The following is a 16,520-nucleotide window of genomic DNA, read 5'->3' on the forward strand; positions in this document are numbered from 1 at the left end:
TAGATTACTTGGCTGCTTTGCCATCAACGGCAAGGGCCAGCTTGGCCACTTGCGGCGCCGGCTGGTAGCCGGGAATCACCTGACCGTTTTCAAGGACGATCGCCGGTGTGCCATTGACACCGATCGACTGGCCGAGCTGGAACTGCTTGCCGACCGGGTTGGCGCACTTGGCCGCCTTGATTTCCTTGCCCTCGACCATCTTGTCCAGCGCCGCGCGGCGGTCGCTGGAGCACCATACCGCCTGCAGCTGCTCATCACCCGGCGAGCCGAGGCCCTGACGCGGGAAGGCGACGTAGCGCACTTCGATACCGCGACGGTTGAGCTCCGGCACTTCGGCGTGCAGCTTGTGGCAATACGGGCAGGTGGTGTCGGTAAACACGGTGATGTGCGACTTGGTTTCGCCCTTGGCAGGATAAACCACCATCTCGGCGGCTGGAATGCCGTTGATGAGCTTGGCGACGCCCTGACGTTCGGTTTTCTCGGTCAGGTTGACCGGTTTGCCGTCCTGGATCTGGAACAGGTAGCCCTGCATGACGAACTGGCCATCGGCACTGGCGTAGAGCACGCGGCCGCCCTGCAGCTTGACTTCATAGAGGCCATTGAGCGGGCTGCTGGCAACGCTTTCGACCGGGACGTCCAGTGCGAGGGTCTGCAGGGTCTTGCGAATTGCCTGTTCGGCGCCAGCGTTGCCATCGGTGGCTGCGGCAGAGGCGAACGTGCTGGCCAGCGCCAGGGCGGCGGCGGCGAAAATCTGGGTCACGCGCATGGGGTACTCCTGAAGACGGACGGGGCCGGCGGGCGTCACCTGCGTGAATAATCGCGGTGGCTGTGCGGCCCGTGGTGCAAACCGCCCAAGCCTACCACATCAGGCCGGGGCTGAATGAGTCCCCAGGCGCCGGTCGGCGGAACATGAAAATCATTCATCCACGCGGATGGTGCTCGGCGTGCAGTTGCTGCAAGCGGGCCTTGGCCACGTGGGTGTAGATCTGGGTGGTGGAAAGGTCGCTGTGGCCCAGCAGCATCTGCACCACGCGCAGGTCGGCACCATGGTTGAGCAAGTGGGTGGCGAAGGCGTGGCGCAGGGTGTGCGGCGACAGCGACTTGTCGATCCCGGCGACCATGGCCTGGTGCTTGATCCGGTGCCAGAAGGTCTGCCGGGTCATCTGCTCGCCCCGCAGGCTGGGGAACAGCACATCGCTGGGGCGCTCGTTAAGCAGCTCGGCGCGGGCCTGGCGCAGGTAGCGCTCGAGCCACAGCACCGCCTCTTCGCCCATCGGCACCAGGCGCTCCTTGCTGCCCTTGCCCATTACCCGCAGTACGCCCTGGCGCAGGTTGACCTGGTCGAGGGTCAGGCTGACCAGTTCGGTCACGCGCAGGCCACAGGCATACAGCACTTCAAGCATGGCGCGGTCGCGCTGGCCGATCGCTTCGCTGAGGTCGGGCGCCTGCAGCAGGGCCTCGACGTCGGCTTCCGAGAGCGACTTGGGCAATGGCTTGCCCAGTTGCGGCATGTCGATCTGCAAGGTCGGGTCGACGCCGATCAGTTTTTCCCGCAGCAGGTAGCGAAAAAAACCACGCAGGCCGGAGATGAAGCGCGCCGTGGAGCGGGGTTTGTAGGCCTGGTCGAGGCGCCAGGCGAGGTGATCGAGGATCAGCTCGCGGCCAGCGTCTGGCAGCGCGATGCCTTGCTCCTGGAGCCAGCCGTTGAACAGCGCGAGGTCGCTGCGGTAGGAGGCGCGCGTGTTGTCGGCAAGGCCTTTTTCCAGCCACAGGGCGTCGAGGAACTGGTCGATCAGGGGGTGGTCGAGGGCGGGCATGCGAGCGTCAGGTCAGCAGATAAGGTCACAGTGTTTCACAGGGGCTGCGGGGTTGTCTGTAGCGGCCTCTTCGCGGGTAAACCCGCTCCTACAAGGACCGCGCAACCATCCACCCTGTAGGAGCGGGTTTACCCGCGAAGAGGCCCGCACAGGCAACCAAAATGCTCAGGCCTCGGGCAGCACCGGCACCGGGCGCTTGTCCTCGTCGATGGCGACAAAGCTGAACACCCCATGGATCGCGCGCTCGCGCCCATCCAGGTACATGTTCTCGACAAACACGTCGACCTGCACCTGCAGGCTGGTATTGCCGACCTTGACCACCGTGCCGACCAGCTCGACGATCGAGCCCGCCGGGATCGGGTGCTTGAAGTCGATCCGGTCGGTGGACACCGTCACCAACGGCAAGCGGCAGAAACGCGTGGCGGCAATGAACGACACTTCGTCCATCCAGGCCAGGGCGGTGCCGCCGAACAGGGTGTTGTGGTGGTTGGTGGTGTTGGGGAACACCGCCTTGGTCACGCGGGTCACCGACAGCTCGGTGCGGCGCTGGATAGCCTGGTCTCGGGTGCTGGTCATGGTCATGTCACATCGCAATGGCAAGGTTTCAGAAAGCAAAAAAGCAGCCCGAAGGCTGCTTTTTGTTCTCGCAGGGTGGCCGCAGCCACCCGTCAAACTGTACTCAGGACAGTTTTTCTTTGATGCGAGCGGCTTTGCCGGACAGGTCACGCAGGTAGTACAGCTTGGCTTTACGCACGTCACCACGACGTTTCACGGCCAGGCTGTCGATTTGCGGGCTGTAGGTCTGGAAGGTACGCTCAACGCCAACGCCGCTGGAGATCTTGCGCACGGTGAAGGCGCTGTTCAGACCGCGGTTACGCTTGGCGATGACAACGCCTTCGAATGCCTGCAGACGGGAACGATCACCTTCCTTCACTTTAACCTGGACGACAACGGTGTCGCCTGGTGCGAAGGTCGGGATTTCCTTGCTCATCTGCTCTGCTTCGAGCTGCTGGATGATTTTGTTAGTCATGCTGTGCTCCTAAGGTGGACAAACGTGATCCACCATCGATACGTTAACTATCGTTCCGCTCGCGGAGGTATTCCTCGAGCAGCTTTTTCTCTTCTCCAGAAAGTGAGCGACTTTCCAGAAGATCGGCGCGTCGTTCGAAGGTCCTACCAAGGGACTGCTTCATCCGCCATCGCCGGATATGTGCATGGTTGCCACTTAGCAACACGTCGGGTACACGCTGATCCGCATACACCTCAGGTCGGGTGTAGTGCGGGCAATCCAGCAAGCCATCGGTGAAGGAATCTTCCTCCGCCGAGCCTACATGCCCTAAAGCTCCGGGCAGCAGCCGCGTAACCGCATCGATCAGTACCATGGCCGGCAGCTCACCACCGGAAAGCACATAGTCACCAATCGACCACTCTTCATCGACATGAGCATCAATAAAACGCTCGTCAATGCCTTCATAACGGCCGGCGATCAGGATCAAAGATTCCTGTTCGGCCAAGCCTTTGACCGCTTGCTGATCCAGCGTGCGGCCTTGTGGCGAAAGGTAGATCACCTTTGCCGCTGCTCCGGTCGCCTGCCTGGCACTGGCCAGGGCATCTTCCAGAGGCTTGATCTTCATTACCATCCCCGGACCACCGCCAAAAGGCCGATCATCCACCGTGTGGTGGCGATCACTGGTGTAGTCCCGCGGATTCCAGCAAGTGACTTGCAACAAGCCCTGCTTCACCGCGCGGCTGGTAATGCCGTACTCCGTAATGGCCGAGAACATCTCGGGGAACAGCGTGATGACTTCTACGCGAAGGTTACCCATCAGTTAGAAATCCGCGTCCCATTCGACCCGCATCACACCGGCTTCAAGGTCGACTGTCAGCACACATTGCGCCGTATAGGGCAACAAGCGCTCACGGTCATCCAGGCTGCCTGCGCAAGGCTTGACCACCATTACATCGTTCGCGCCGGTCTCCAACAGGTGATCAACCGTGCCGAACAGCTGTTCGTCCTGGTTGATGACTTTCAAGCCGACCAACTGATACCAGTAGTACTCGTCGTCCGTCAGGTTGGGCAAAAGGCTGCGCGAGATGCAAATCTCGTAACCGCTCAGAAGACGCGCTTCGTCACGATCGTCGAGCCCTTTGAGCTTGGCGACCAGCTCCTTTTTATTGGAACGGCCACTGACCAGCTCGACCTGTTTGACCGACCCTTCGCGCCGAAGCGTCCAGTTACGGTAATCCAACAGGTTTTCAATCGGATCGGTAAAGGAATACACCTTCACCTCGCCGCGAACGCCGTGTACCGAAAAAATCTTGCCAACGACGATGAGGTCGTCAGCCTTTTCTGGCGTCGCGTTCATACGGTTCAGGCAGCAGCCTTGGCCGCTTCCTTCAGCAGCTGAGCAACACGCTCAGACGGCTGTGCGCCGATGCTCAGCCAGTGAGCAACACGGTCTTGTTTAACGGACAGACGAACTTCCTGACCACGGGCGATCGGGTTGAAGAAGCCAACCTGTTCGATGTGGGAGCCGTCACGCGGGTTACGCGAGTCGGTTACGGTCAGTTGGTAGAACGGGCGCTTTTTGGAGCCGCCACGGGCAAGACGAATGGTAAGCATTGAACATCGTTCCTGTAGTCGGTGCTGCAAATCATGATGCACAGCGGGCACACGGGTGCCCGAAAGGCCGCATATTCTCAAGGAATATACGGACATTTGCAAATGCCTTTTTACTTCAAGCAAAAAGGCCAGCCTGCTGATCTGCTATTAAGCCGCCTCTTCATGGAGGCGACGGTGTTCCCGCCGGAGCGGGTTCCGGTCAGCGGCGGGGTTGCCGCCACTGGCCTGAATCGGTTTACAGCTTGGGCATGCCGCCACCCGGCATCATGCCGCCAAGGCCGCGCATCATCTTCGACATGCCGCCCTTGGTGGAGAATTTCTTCATCATCTTCTGCATTTGCTTGTGCTGCTTGATCAAGCGGCCGACGTCCTGCACCTGGGTGCCGGAGCCGAGGGCGATCCGGCGCTTGCGCGAACCGCTGATCAGCTCAGGGTCACGGCGCTCGGCCGGGGTCATGGAGTTGATCATCGCCTCCATCTGCTTGAACTGCTTCTCGGCCGCGCCCTGGGCGTTGCCCATCTGCGACAGGTTGACCCCACCGATGCTCGGCAGCTTGTCCATGAGGCCGCCGAGGCCACCCATGTTCTTCATCTGCTGCAGCTGGTCGCGGAAGTCCTCGAGGTCGAAGCCCTTGCCCTTCTTGAGCTTCTTGGCGAGCTTGTCGGCCTTGGTCTTGTCGAGGGTCTGCTCGGCCTGCTCGATCAGGCTGAGCACGTCGCCCATGCCGAGGATCCGCGAGGCGATGCGGTCAGGGTGGAACGGCTCGAGCGCTTCGCTCTTCTCGCCCATGCCGATGAACTTGATCGGTTTGCCGGTGATCGCGCGCACCGACAGCGCGGCACCGCCACGGGCGTCGCCGTCGACCTTGGTCAGCACCACGCCGGTCAGCGGCAGCGCTTCACCAAAGGCCTTGGCGGTGTTGGCGGCGTCCTGGCCGGTCATGGCGTCGACCACGAACAGCGTTTCGACCGGCTTGACCGCGGCGTGCAGGGCCTTGATCTCGTCCATCATGTCGGCGTCGATGTGCAGACGGCCGGCGGTGTCGAGGATGACCACGTCGATGAACTTGAGCTTGGCCTCGCGGACCGCCGCTTCGGCGATGTCGACCGGCTTCTGGCTGATGTCGGACGGGAAGAACGTCACGCCGATGTCGTTGGCCAGGGTTTCCAGCTGTTTGATCGCCGCCGGACGATAGACGTCGGCGGAGACCACCATGACGGTCTTCTTCTTGCGCTCTTTAAGGAAGCGCGCGAGCTTGCCGGCGGTGGTGGTCTTGCCCGCGCCCTGCAGGCCGGCCATCAGCACCACGGCGGGCGGCGCGGCGTTCAGGGCGAGGTCTTCGTTGGCCGCGCCCATCAGGCTTTCGAGTTCGGCCTGGACGATCTTCACGAACGCCTGACCCGGGGTCAGGCTGCGCGACACTTCAGTGCCGACCGCGCGCTCCTTGATGCTGTTGACGAAATCCTTGACCACCGGCAGGGCAACGTCGGCCTCGAGCAGCGCCATGCGCACTTCGCGCAACGTGTCCTTGATATTGTCTTCGGTCAGCTTGGCCTTGCCGGTGACATGGCGCAGCGTCTGTGACAGGCGGTCGGTCAGGTTTTCGAACATGGTGATCCTTTCAGGCTTGGCAAAGCCGAGGTTTGTCAGGCGCCCTGGCGGAATTGGACACGCGCGGGGCACAGCAAGCCGGCGATTATAGCGGAGACTGATGGCCGCGCACACCATGCTCGGATGGATGTACCGGCATCAATGCCGGTAGGCCCGCCGCCGGTCTTCCTTGCCAGCCGGGTTCTATGCCAAACTCCCTCTCTTTCAGGGCTTGCCTACCAGGACTTATGCTCTCTTCACCCAGCCTCATCCCCAACCTCATTGCCGCGGGCCTCTATATAGTTGCCGCGCTTTACCACGCCATCCGTCTGTCCCAAGGCACGCGTGCCGACAAACGGCTACTCGGCCTGCTCGGCGCCATCGCCGTGATCGCCCAGGGCGGCGCGCTGTTCTTCCAGCTGATGACCCCGCTGGGCCTGAGCCTGGACTTCTTCAGTGCCTCCAGCCTGATCGCCGTCGCGGTGATCAGCCTGACCCTGCTGGCGTGCCTGCGCATTCCGGTGGAAAACCTGTTGGTCCTGCTGTTCCCGCTTGGCGCGATCACCGCCCTGCTGGCCCAGTTCGCACCGCCAGGCACGGTGCCACTGATCAACGAAGAGCCGGGGATCCTCGCGCATATCCTGCTGTCGATCCTGGCCTACGGGCTGTTCACCATCGCCGTGTTCCAGGCCCTGCTGCTGCTCCTGCAGGACCACCAGCTCAAGCACAAGCACCCGTCCGGGCTGATCCGCAACTTCCCGCCGCTGCAAACCATGGAAAGCCTGCTGTTCGGCTTTCTCTGGACCGGCTGGGTACTGCTCTCGCTGTCGCTGATCTCCGGCTGGCTGTTCCTCGACAACCTGTTTGCCCAGCACCTGGTGCACAAGACCCTGCTGGCCTGCATCGCCTGGATCGTCTTCAGCGTGCTGCTGTGGGGCCGTACCCGCCTCGGCTGGCGGGGGCACAAGGCGATCCGCTGGACCCTGGCCGGCTTCTGCCTGTTGATGCTGGCCTACTTCGGCAGCAAGCTGGTCCGCGAATTCATCCTGCACATCTGACGGTCACCTATGGATAGCCTGCCGTTCGTCCAGTTGCACGCGCCCCTGTTGGCCACCCTCGCCTTGGCCCTGCTGTGGGCGATGCTGTTCAGCACCGTCGACGCCGCCCGCCAACTGCTCAATGGCCACGCGCGCAGCGGCGAGTCCGCCGAGCCCGCCCTGCCCGCCCCGGCCCTGGTGTTCGGCGCCAGCCTGGGCAAGCTGCTGGTGCTCGGCCTGGCCTGTCTGATCGGCCAGCACCACAGTGGCGAACACGGCTTCTGGCTCGGCGGCCTGCTGGCCAGCCTGGTCCTGCTGGTGCTCGCCGAGTACCTGCCACGGCGCCTGGCCCGGCGCAACCCGCAGGCCATTGTCAGCCTCGGCGCCAGCCTGCTGAAACTGCCGCTGCTGCTCCTGCAACCGCTGGCCTGCCTGCTAGACGGCAGCGCCAGGCTGATCCTGCGGCCGTTCCGCGGCGAGCCCACGGCGGTTGCCCTGCACCCCCAGGAAGAACACGACGCCGATCAGGACGAGCCGTACGAGTTCAGCCGCCACGGCCTGCTCGACGGCCTGCAGGCGCTGGACAAGATCACCGTCAACGACATCCTGGTGCCGCGCAACGAAGTCGACGGGGTCAACCTGGACGAACCCATCGAGCGCATCATCGAGCAGCTGATCGTCAGCCGGCACACCCGCTTGCCGGTGTACCACAACGATATCAACCAGGTCGAAGCGGTCCTCAACACCAAGCTCATCAGCCACCTGCTGCCCCGCGCCGAACTGACCCTGGAAACCCTCCACGCCGCCTGCTACGAGCCGTACTTCGTGCCCGAGAGCACTCCCCTGCAACTGCAGCTGCTGAATTTCCACAAGCAGCAGCGCCGCCTCGGCGTGGTGGTCGACGAGTACGGCGAGGTGCTGGGCATCGTCACCCTCGAGGACATCCTCGAAGAGATCGTCGGCGAATTCGAAGACGAGCAGAGCCACGACAACCCGCAGATCCATCCGCAGGCCGATGGCCGCTTCGTCATCGAAGGCACCGCCTCGCTGCGCGAACTGAACCGCAGCCTGGGTTGGCACCTGCCCTGCGATGGCGGGCCGAAGACCCTCAACGGCCTGGTCACCGAAGCGCTGGAAAGCATCCCGGCCAGCGCGGTGTGCCTGAAGATCGGCCGCTATCGCCTGGAGATCCTCGAAACCGAGGACAATTGTGCCAGCAAGGTACTGGTCTGGACCGTGACCCGATAGCTATACTCCGGTCACGCTTACCCAGCCCTGCCGCCCCGCCCGCTACCCGCATCCGGCGCCCGACGGCCAGTCCGCTTCACTGACACACCCTGCGGTCCTGCTTCCCTACCCCGAACAGTGCCCCGCTCCCCTTCCTATCCCTGGGCCCTCGTCAGTCGAGCGACTTACAACAATACGCTCCGGCGTCCGCGCGCCCGTGCCTGCCTGGGCACTGCGTGGGTTGCCCACTGGAGCATCCGACTGTCAGGGACTTACGCACATGACGACCAGCACCACCTACACCGACTCGACCCCGGCAGCCCCGGTCAACTCGCCCGCGCGCGTGGCCACCGCCAGCTTCATCGGCACCGCCATCGAATTCTATGACTTTTATGTATACGCCACTGCCGCCGCGCTGGTGATCGGCCCGGTGTTCTTCCCGTCCGGGTCGGGCACTGCGCAGATGCTCGCGGCGTTTCTCACCTTTGGTATCGCCTTCATGGCACGGCCCCTGGGCTCGGCGCTGTTCGGCCACTTTGGCGACCGCATCGGGCGCAAGTCGACCCTGGTCGCCTCGCTGCTGCTGATGGGTGTATCGACCACGGCCATCGGCCTGCTGCCGGGCTACGACAGCATTGGCGTGTGGGCGCCGATCATCCTCTGCCTGCTGCGCTTCGGCCAAGGCCTGGGCCTGGGCGGCGAATGGGGTGGCGCGGCGCTGCTGGCCACGGAAAACGCCCCGCCCGGCAAGCGCGCCTGGTTTGGCATGTTCCCGCAGCTGGGCCCTTCGATCGGTTTCCTGGCGGCCAACGGGCTGTTCCTGACCCTGGCACTGACGCTCAGCGACGAGCAGTTCCGCGAGTGGGGCTGGCGCATTCCGTTCCTGCTCAGCGCCGCCCTGGTGCTGGTGGGCCTGTATGTCCGCCTGAAGCTCGAAGAGAGCCCGGTGTTCGCCAAGGCCGTGGCGCAGAACGAGCGGGTCAAGCTGCCCGTGGTCGACCTGTTCGCCAAGCACTGGCGGCCGACCCTGCTGGGCGCGGCGGCGATGGTGGTGTGTTACGCGCTGTTCTACATCTCCACCGTGTTCTCGCTCAGCTACGGCGTCACCACCCTGGGCTACAGCCGGGAGACGTTCCTTGGCCTGCTGTGCTTCGCGGTGGTCTTCATGGCCCTGGCCACACCGCTGTCGGCCTGGCTCAGCGACCGTTATGGGCGCAAACCGGTACTGATCGTCGGCGGCCTGCTGGCGGTGGCGTCGGGCTTCACCATGGAGCCGCTGCTGACCTCGGGCTCGACCACTGGCGTGGCGCTGTTCCTGGCCCTTGAGCTGTTCCTGATGGGGGTGACCTTCGCGCCGATGGGCGCTTTGCTGCCTGAGCTGTTCCCCACCCACGTGCGCTATACCGGCGCCTCGGCGGCCTACAACCTGGGTGGCATCGTCGGCGCCTCGGCGGCACCGTTCTTTGCCCAGAAGCTGGTGAGCATGGGCGGCTTGAGCTGGGTTGGCGGGTATGTGTCGGCGGCAGCGGTGATCAGCCTGATCGCTGTGCTGTGCCTGAAAGAGACGCGCGACGCGCAACTCTGAAAGAACGGGGGCCGCGTGTGCGGCCCCCGTCAGGTCACATCAGAACTCGACCTTGACCGCCTGCGACGCACGGGTCGCCTTGGCCCGCGCCGCTTCGATCGACTCGTCACGCGCCAGGCACACGCCCATGCGCCGCTGGCCGTTGATTTCGGGCTTGCCGAACAGGCGAATGGCGGTGTCCGGCTCGCTCAGCGCGGCGCCGAGGTTGGCGAAGCTGGTCTGCTGCGACTGGCCTTGCGGCAGGATCACCGCCGACGCCGACGGGCCGAACTGGCGCACCAGTGGGATCGGCAGGCCGAGGATCGCCCGGGCATGCAGGGCAAACTGCGACAGGTCCTGGGAAATCAACGTCACCAGGCCAGTGTCGTGCGGGCGCGGCGAGACTTCGCTGAACCACACCTGATCGCCCTTGACGAACAACTCGACGCCAAACAGACCACGACCACCCAGTGCATCGGTGACCGCCTTGGCCACGCGCTGCGACTCGGCCAGCGCCTTCGCGCTCATCGCCTGCGGCTGCCAGGACTCTTGGTAGTCGCCCTTCTCCTGACGGTGGCCGACCGGCTCGAGGAAGGTCGTGCCGCCGACGTGGCGCACGGTCAGCAGGGTGATCTCGTAGTCGAAGTCGATGAAGCCTTCGACGATGACCCGGCCCTTGCCGGCACGGCCGCCTTCCTGGGCGTAGTCCCACGACGTCTGCAGGTCATCGGCGCTGCGCAGCAGGCTCTGACCCTTGCCCGACGAACTCATCACCGGCTTGACCACGCACGGGTAACCGACGTCGGCGACAGCGCTGGCGTAGTCTTCATAGGTGTCGGCGAAGTGGTACGGCGAGGTCGGCAGGTCGAGCTCTTCGGCGGCCAGGCGACGGATGCCTTCGCGGTTCATGGTCAGCAGGGTGGCGCGAGCGGTGGGCACCACGTTGAAGCCTTCGTTCTCCAGCTCGACCAGGGTCGCGGTGGCGATGGCTTCGATTTCAGGGACGATGTAGTGTGGCTTCTCGGCTTCGATCACCGCACGCAGGGCGACGCCGTCGAGCATGTTGACCACGTGGCTGCGATGGGCCACCTGCATGGCGGGCGCATTGGCGTAGCGGTCCACGGCGATCACTTCGACGCCCAGGCGCTGCAGCTCGATCACCACTTCCTTGCCCAGCTCGCCGCAGCCGCACAGCAGTACACGGGTCGCGGTGGGCGACAATGGGGTTCCGATACGGGTCATTTCAGGTCCTCGAAGGCGTCCGGGGCTGCGTCAGGCTGTGCGCCGCCCGCTGAAAAAGGACCGTCATTCTACATCAGAGCGTGGCTTCAAGGGGCCAATGCGGCTTTGCGCGCACGCCAGGTCATCGCCAGCCACACCGCGGTCACGCCGGCAAACTTGGAGGCCAGCGCGGTGCCCGCCACGGCCGGGGTCAGTGCGCCGATCATGCCGAAGAAGATGAAGGTGTCGACCGGAATGCTCAGCGCCGAACTCAGCCACAGGCGATCGCGCAGCGGCCGGCGGGTGATGCTGAACACCAGCCAGTCGATCAGCTCGGAAACGAAGAACGCGGTCGCGCTGGCCAGGGCGATCGCCGGCTCCGAGGTGACGTAAGAGAGCAGCAGCGCCGCCAGCATGGCCAGCAGTGCACCATGGCCATAGCGGGTCTGCACCATGTCACGCAGGATGAACACCAGGCCGCCCCAGGCGGACCAGATCACGTCCAGGTGCGGCGCACTGGAAAAGGCGTAGTTGATCAGCACTACGCTGCTGATATAGGCGAGCAGATAGAACATGGCAGGCGACCTTCGGGCAAGCCGCACAGGGTACTTGATTTTCGGGTCAGCGCCAGCCTCTTCACGGGTTGGCACTGCCCGCAGGCACTCAAAGCCCGAGGATCATCCCCGCCGCCACTGCGCGCTCATGGCACAGCTTGAGCACCTGGCGGCGCTCGCTGTTGTCCATCCGCCCCCAGCGGCTGATCTCGGCGACGGTGCGCTGGCAACCGGTGCACATGTCCTGCTCGTCCAGCGCGCAGATACTGACGCAGGGCGAGGCCACCGGGCGTTCGACTTCGATCATGTCAGTCATCCTGCGGCGCCAGTTCACGGGCGTAGCGTTCGGCGTTTTTCACGTAGTAGGCGGCGCTGCCCTCGAGCAGGTGTTTCTGCGCATCGCTCAGCTCGCGTACGACCTTGCCTGGCGAGCCCATCACCAACGAACCGTCAGGGATCTCCTTGCCTTCGGCGATCAGCGCGTTGGCGCCAATGATGCAATGCTTGCCGATTCGCGCACCGTTGAGGATCACCGCGTTGATGCCGATCAGGCTGTAGTCGCCCACCGTGCAACCGTGCAGCATGGCGTTATGGCCGACCGTCACACCTTTGCCGAGGGTCAGCGGCGAGCCCATGTCGGTGTGCATCACCGTGCCGTCCTGGACGTTGCTGTCTTCACCGATGTCGATCAGTTCGTTATCGCCGCGCAATACCGCGCCAAACCAGACATTGGCACGCGCCTGCAGGCGGACCTTGCCGATCAGCGTGGCGTTGGGCGCGACCCAACTGCTCGGATGAGTCTCTACCCGCATGTCTCCCAGGCGGTACTTCATGGTTGCTTCCTCACGGCTTGACGGGCGGCAGGGTGATCCCCGCTCGGTTCTGGATGAAACGCTCAGGCGGATGATGCAGGCTGATGCCGGCATCGAACAGCAGGTTGACCAGTTCGACGATCATGATCGCCGACAAGCCCCAGATCTTGTACTCGCCATAGCGATAGCTGGGCACGTACCAGCTGCGTCCCTGGTAGTCGATGCGGTGGGTGTGATCGCGCGGGTCCTGGCGGAAGAATTCCAGCGGGACGGTGAATACTGCCGCGATCTCGGCATCGTTGGCGTGGTATTCGACGTAATCCGGGATCAAACCGACGAATGGCGTCACCTTTAGCCCATGCAGTGAAATCAGCGGGCTGAGCGGGCCGATCACCTCGACCAAACCAGGCGGCAGGCCGATCTCCTCCTGGGCTTCGCGCAGGGCGGTAAACACCAGGTCAGGGTCTTCCGGGTCACGCCGGCCACCGGGAAAGGCGACTTCGCCGCCATGGGTGGAAAGCCCCTTGGCGCGCAGGGTCAGGACCAGTTCCGGATCTTCGCTGCGGGTGATGGGCAGCAGTACTGCCGCTTCTGGAAAACGGCGGTCCGCCTCCAGTGAGGCGGGGGTATGGTTGCTCATTCGGCGAAGAAGCTCGTCCAGCATTACGCACTCTCGATTCCAAGGCCTGCCCTGCATGATGCACCAAAAGCCGCGAGGCACCCAAGTGCTGCCCGCTGACGGCTTGCGGCCTGGCCCGCAGGCACGCCAAGATAGGCCGACATAAAGGGAAGCAAAGCATGAAATTCTGCAGCGCGTGCGGCAAACCGGTCATTCAGCGGATCCCCGAGGGCGACAGCCGCCTGCGGTACGTCTGCGACCACTGCCAGACCATCCATTACCAGAACCCCAACATCGTCGCCGGCGTGCTGCCGACCTGGGGCAGCCAGGTGCTGCTGTGCCGCCGGGCGATCGAGCCACGCCGCGGCTACTGGACCCTGCCCGCCGGGTTCATGGAGAACGGCGAGACCATCGACCAGGCCGCCCGTCGCGAAACGGTCGAAGAAGCCTGTGCCCGGGTCGGCGACATGAGCCTGTCCCAGCTGTTCGACCTGCCGCACATCAACCAGGTGCACCTGTTCTTTCGCGCCGAACTCAGCGACCTGGACGTCGCCGTGGGGGTCGAGAGCCTGGAAGTGCGCCTGTTCGAGGAACATGAGATCCCCTGGGGCGAGCTGGCTTTCCGCACCGTCACACGCACACTAGAATGCTATTATCGCGACCGCGTCGGGCAGCACTACCCCATAGGCCATGAGTACCTGCCGCCGCTAGACGTCTCGTGGTCCATCAAATAGCTTGCAGGGATACCGTTTCATGCGTTGGTTGCTAGCCCTTTTCTGCCTCGGTGTCGTATCGGTGTCCCACGCGGCCTTTACCGAGACGATCATTCGCAAGCCCCAGCCGGCCGCCCAGTCGCAGGCGCCGGTACAGCAACACCCGCTGATCGACAAGGTGCTGGTGCTCAAGTCGGAGCGCCGCCTGCAACTGATCAGCCGCGGCGAGCCGCTCAAGACCTACCGCATCTCGCTGGGCAAGCAGCCCATGGGCGCCAAGCAGCGCGAAGGCGACCGGCGTACCCCTGAAGGGTTCTACTGGCTCGACTGGCGCAAGGTCAGCGACCGCTACAACCTGGCCATGCACATCTCCTACCCGAACATCAGCGACGCCGCCAAGGCCCGCCGTGACGGCGTTGCGGCGGGCAGCATGATCATGATCCATGGCACGCCGATCGACGAGGAATACCCCGAGTGGTACTTCCACACCCTGGACTGGACCGAAGGCTGCATCGCCATGCGCAATGACGACATGCGCGAGGTCTGGAGCATGGTCAAGGACGGCACCATGATCGAGATCCGCCCCTGACCGAACCGTGCTACCAACTGACCTGCCGCTGCAGCCGCGATGCCTGCGGGCCGAGCAACTGAGCACCCCGTAGCAGCGGTGTGAGCGCCGCTTCCGGCTCCAGTTCGAGGCTCAATTGCGCCCGCCGGGCCAGCAGGTCAGCGTCCAGTGCCCCCTGATGCTGGCCCGGCGCCTGCAACCGCCCGACCAGCCGCCACCCCTGGCGACAGTCCATCTCCAGCGCGCCCTGGCCCAAGCCCAATGACCACGGTTCGACCAGCGCCAGGTCCGTCACGGTGATACGCCCATCTGCAGCGCTGCAGCCCCAGCCCGCCCCACGCAGGCGCACTGCCCCTTGCCATTGCCCTGCCAGCCGATAGCCCAGCGGTACCCGCGCCTGCCCCGCCAGCGCCTCGACCTCGGCCTGCCAGCGCCACGGCCAACCGTGCAGCCGCGCCTGCCAGTCCTGGCCCTGGAAGCCGACCTGGAGTTCGGCCTGCAGACGCCAGGGCTGCACCCTCCAGCGCAACGGGCCGACCGCGCCCCATTGCGCCGCATGGCCGTGCCAGAGACTACCGCCGACACCACTGAGCGGCAGGCCGAACGCCTCGCTGATCCAGCGTGCCGGCAGCTGTGCCAGCAGGCTCACGGTGAACACCAGCGCCAGCCACAGCGCGCCACGCCGGCTCATGGCCGCACCTGCAGGGCAAAGCGCAGCCCCTCGCCATCCTGATCCAGGCCCCACTGCAGCGGCTGCACACCGTCGGCCTGCAAGGCCAGCAGCCACTGTTCAAGAGCCTTTTCATCGGCCACCTGGCCTCGCAGTTGCCAAGTGTCACCCTGCGGTTCGACCTCGGCCAGGACGATCTGCCGCGCCTGGGCCGATTGCCGCAGCCGCTCGAGCGCCAGCGGCGGGCCGTCGTGCAGGCTCGCCGCCGACTCGGCCAATGCCTGCCACTGGGCCATCTCCCGCCAGTAGCCCAGCCCCTCGCGCAGCGCCAAGGCCAGCAGCAACAAGGCGATCAGCGCCCAGGCGACGGGCAAGCGATAGCGCTGCAAATCTGCACGGTTCATCACGCCTCCCCCAGGTCGAACACGACCTGCCTAGAGGCTGGCTGCCCAGCATCGCTGACCTCGACCTGCGCCCCCGCGGCCACGGCCAGCGCTTGCCAGTCCGGCCCGGTGCCCTCGCCGTCCAGGCGCAGGTGCCAGCGCTGGCCGTCGAAGCGCACCGCCTGCAACCGCCATTCCGGGTGCTGGCTCAGCCACTGCTGCACCTGCGCCTGCAACCCCTCGAGCTTGCGCAGGCGCACCTGCCGTTCACGCTCATCCTGCTGCAAGCGCTTGAGCGCCACACCGGCCTGGCGCACGCTGGGCTGCTCGCCGATCACGGCGACCACCTGCTGGCGGTAGGCCTCGGCCTGACGCCATTGCTGGCTCAGCCAGAGCCCGCCCCACACTACAGCCAGCAGCGCGCAGGCAGCCGCCAGGCGGATCTGGCTGCGCGGCACGCTGCGGGGCTGGCGCCTGCGCGGGGCCTCGAACAACCCTGGCAAGCCCTCCAGCACCGCCAGGCGCGCCGGCCACCGGCCCTCGACGGGCTCCAGCAGCAGCTGCGCCCAAGGCACCGAAGGTCTCTCGGCCAGGGCCTGCGGCCAGCACAACCAGTGCTCGGAGCCCTCCTGAGCAAGGCCTTTCAACAGCACCACACCCTCCCCCCGCGGCCATGCCCAGCCACTGCCCGCTGGCGCCACCGGCAGCAACTGGAACTCGCTCCAGCAGCGCTCGACCGCCAGCCCCCAGTCCGCGCACTGCTGGCGCCAACCGTCGAGCAGCTGCCGTGCCACCACCGCCAGGCGCAGCTGCCCGGGCGCACGCTGCAGGCAGGCGCAGACAATCTCTTCACTGCTCTGCAACAGCCTGTCTTCCAGCAGCAGCGGCCACTCCTCGCGCTTCAGGCCAGGCGGCGCCGGCAGCTGAAAATGGCTGCACAGCGGCGCAGGCACGATCAGCGCGATGCGTGCCGCGAGGTTCGCTGGCGGTTCGCCCTGGCCTTCGCGGCTCGGCTGGCCGCCCTCGACCAACAGCCAGTCCCACGGCTGGCCGGCACTGCCAGGGCGCAGCAGCAGCCAAGGGCGAGGCGTACGCCTGCGGCGCCAGTCAGGCTTCATGCG

21 protein-coding genes are annotated in these 16,520 nt (G+C 64.9%); 5 read left to right on the forward strand and 16 right to left on the reverse strand.

Annotation, left to right across the window (positions count from 1 at the left end):
* Nucleotides 1–4: 4 nt before the first annotated feature.
* From CCOS865_RS22965 to ffh, 8 genes are all read right to left on the reverse strand, one after another.
* Nucleotides 5–766 (reverse strand): thioredoxin fold domain-containing protein, encoded by a 762-nt coding sequence (locus CCOS865_RS22965; RefSeq protein WP_119145153.1) that lies wholly within the window; start codon nucleotides 764–766, stop codon nucleotides 5–7.
* Nucleotides 767–920: 154 nt separating this feature from the next.
* Nucleotides 921–1,817 carry a site-specific tyrosine recombinase XerD gene (xerD, locus tag CCOS865_RS22970; protein WP_119145155.1) on the reverse strand — a complete coding sequence of 299 codons (897 nt, stop codon included), beginning with the start codon at nucleotides 1,815–1,817 and terminating at the stop codon, nucleotides 921–923.
* 165 nt (nucleotides 1,818–1,982) lie between these two features.
* Nucleotides 1,983–2,393, reverse strand: a complete 411-nt coding sequence (locus tag CCOS865_RS22980; protein WP_119145405.1) for an acyl-CoA thioesterase — start codon at nucleotides 2,391–2,393, stop codon at nucleotides 1,983–1,985.
* Nucleotides 2,394–2,496: 103 nt separating this feature from the next.
* The gene (gene rplS, locus CCOS865_RS22985) at nucleotides 2,497–2,847 is read right to left on the reverse strand and encodes a 50S ribosomal protein L19 (RefSeq protein ID WP_011535315.1); all 351 of its coding nucleotides are present in this window, start codon (nucleotides 2,845–2,847) and stop codon (nucleotides 2,497–2,499) included.
* 43 nt (nucleotides 2,848–2,890) lie between these two features.
* Nucleotides 2,891–3,643: a tRNA (guanosine(37)-N1)-methyltransferase TrmD gene (gene trmD, locus CCOS865_RS22990; protein ID WP_119145157.1), complete on the reverse strand. Its 753-nt coding sequence runs from the start codon at nucleotides 3,641–3,643 to the stop codon at nucleotides 2,891–2,893.
* Between the two features lie 3 nt (nucleotides 3,644–3,646).
* Nucleotides 3,647–4,183 (reverse strand): ribosome maturation factor RimM, encoded by a 537-nt coding sequence (gene rimM / locus CCOS865_RS22995; RefSeq protein ID WP_119145159.1) that lies wholly within the window; start codon nucleotides 4,181–4,183, stop codon nucleotides 3,647–3,649.
* Nucleotides 4,184–4,188: 5 nt separating this feature from the next.
* Complete coding sequence (rpsP, locus tag CCOS865_RS23000) at nucleotides 4,189–4,440, reverse strand: 30S ribosomal protein S16 (RefSeq protein WP_016501232.1); 252 nt, start codon at nucleotides 4,438–4,440, stop codon at nucleotides 4,189–4,191.
* A gap of 235 nt (nucleotides 4,441–4,675) precedes the next feature.
* Complete coding sequence (gene ffh / locus CCOS865_RS23005) at nucleotides 4,676–6,052, reverse strand: signal recognition particle protein (RefSeq protein WP_119145161.1); 1,377 nt, start codon at nucleotides 6,050–6,052, stop codon at nucleotides 4,676–4,678.
* 227 nt (nucleotides 6,053–6,279) lie between these two features.
* Between ffh and CCOS865_RS23010 the strand changes: the two genes are divergently transcribed.
* The 3 genes from CCOS865_RS23010 to CCOS865_RS23020 all read left to right on the forward strand — a co-directional run bounded on the left by CCOS865_RS23010 (nucleotide 6,280) and on the right by CCOS865_RS23020 (nucleotide 9,880).
* Nucleotides 6,280–7,089 (forward strand): cytochrome C assembly family protein, encoded by an 810-nt coding sequence (locus CCOS865_RS23010; RefSeq protein WP_119145163.1) that lies wholly within the window; start codon nucleotides 6,280–6,282, stop codon nucleotides 7,087–7,089.
* Nucleotides 7,090–7,098: 9 nt separating this feature from the next.
* The gene (locus CCOS865_RS23015; RefSeq protein ID WP_119145165.1) at nucleotides 7,099–8,316 is read left to right on the forward strand and encodes a transporter associated domain-containing protein; all 1,218 of its coding nucleotides are present in this window, start codon (nucleotides 7,099–7,101) and stop codon (nucleotides 8,314–8,316) included.
* Nucleotides 8,317–8,575: 259 nt separating this feature from the next.
* Nucleotides 8,576–9,880, forward strand: a complete 1,305-nt coding sequence (locus CCOS865_RS23020) for an MFS transporter (protein ID WP_119145168.1) — start codon at nucleotides 8,576–8,578, stop codon at nucleotides 9,878–9,880.
* Nucleotides 9,881–9,919: 39 nt separating this feature from the next.
* On the opposite strand, the gene purT is transcribed toward CCOS865_RS23020, so the two are convergent.
* The 5 genes from purT to CCOS865_RS23045 all read right to left on the reverse strand — a co-directional run bounded on the left by purT (nucleotide 9,920) and on the right by CCOS865_RS23045 (nucleotide 13,110).
* Nucleotides 9,920–11,101, reverse strand: a complete 1,182-nt coding sequence (purT, locus tag CCOS865_RS23025) for a formate-dependent phosphoribosylglycinamide formyltransferase (protein WP_119145170.1) — start codon at nucleotides 11,099–11,101, stop codon at nucleotides 9,920–9,922.
* Between the two features lie 86 nt (nucleotides 11,102–11,187).
* Complete coding sequence (locus CCOS865_RS23030) at nucleotides 11,188–11,655, reverse strand: VUT family protein (protein WP_119145172.1); 468 nt, start codon at nucleotides 11,653–11,655, stop codon at nucleotides 11,188–11,190.
* An 88-nt stretch (nucleotides 11,656–11,743) separates the two neighbouring features.
* Nucleotides 11,744–11,950 (reverse strand): DUF1289 domain-containing protein, encoded by a 207-nt coding sequence (locus tag CCOS865_RS23035; protein ID WP_119145174.1) that lies wholly within the window; start codon nucleotides 11,948–11,950, stop codon nucleotides 11,744–11,746.
* A complete protein-coding gene (locus CCOS865_RS23040) occupies nucleotides 11,943–12,467 on the reverse strand; it encodes a gamma carbonic anhydrase family protein (protein ID WP_119145176.1) in 525 nt (174 codons plus the stop codon). The genes CCOS865_RS23035 and CCOS865_RS23040 overlap by 8 nt, the downstream gene beginning before the upstream one ends.
* Before the next feature lie 10 nt (nucleotides 12,468–12,477).
* Entirely contained in the window at nucleotides 12,478–13,110 is a 633-nt protein-coding gene (locus CCOS865_RS23045; protein WP_119145178.1) for a CoA pyrophosphatase, read from the reverse strand.
* A 134-nt stretch (nucleotides 13,111–13,244) separates the two neighbouring features.
* Between CCOS865_RS23045 and CCOS865_RS23050 the strand changes: the two genes are divergently transcribed.
* Together CCOS865_RS23050 and CCOS865_RS23055 are read left to right on the forward strand one after the other, a co-directional pair.
* Entirely contained in the window at nucleotides 13,245–13,799 is a 555-nt protein-coding gene (locus CCOS865_RS23050; protein WP_119145180.1) for an NUDIX hydrolase, read from the forward strand.
* 19 nt (nucleotides 13,800–13,818) lie between these two features.
* A complete protein-coding gene (locus tag CCOS865_RS23055) occupies nucleotides 13,819–14,367 on the forward strand; it encodes a L,D-transpeptidase family protein (protein ID WP_119145182.1) in 549 nt (182 codons plus the stop codon).
* Between the two features lie 10 nt (nucleotides 14,368–14,377).
* Here the strand turns inward: CCOS865_RS23055 and CCOS865_RS23060 are convergent, their stop codons facing one another.
* From CCOS865_RS23060 to gspL, 3 genes are read right to left on the reverse strand one after another with little or no spacing between them, the layout of a single operon-like run.
* On the reverse strand, nucleotides 14,378–15,037 hold the full coding sequence (locus tag CCOS865_RS23060; protein WP_119145184.1) for a general secretion pathway protein GspN: 660 nt from the start codon (nucleotides 15,035–15,037) through the stop codon (nucleotides 14,378–14,380).
* Nucleotides 15,034–15,420 carry a type II secretion system protein GspM gene (gene gspM / locus CCOS865_RS23065; protein WP_119145186.1) on the reverse strand — a complete coding sequence of 129 codons (387 nt, stop codon included), beginning with the start codon at nucleotides 15,418–15,420 and terminating at the stop codon, nucleotides 15,034–15,036. Before gspM ends, CCOS865_RS23060 begins: the two co-directional genes overlap by 4 nt.
* Nucleotides 15,420–16,517: a type II secretion system protein GspL gene (gspL, locus tag CCOS865_RS23070; protein WP_119145188.1), complete on the reverse strand. Its 1,098-nt coding sequence runs from the start codon at nucleotides 16,515–16,517 to the stop codon at nucleotides 15,420–15,422. The genes gspM and gspL overlap by 1 nt, the downstream gene beginning before the upstream one ends.
* Nucleotides 16,518–16,520 lie beyond the last annotated feature (3 nt).

This window comes from Pseudomonas reidholzensis (assembly GCF_900536025.1).
Classification (GTDB): Bacteria; Pseudomonadota; Gammaproteobacteria; order Pseudomonadales; family Pseudomonadaceae; genus Aquipseudomonas; species Aquipseudomonas reidholzensis.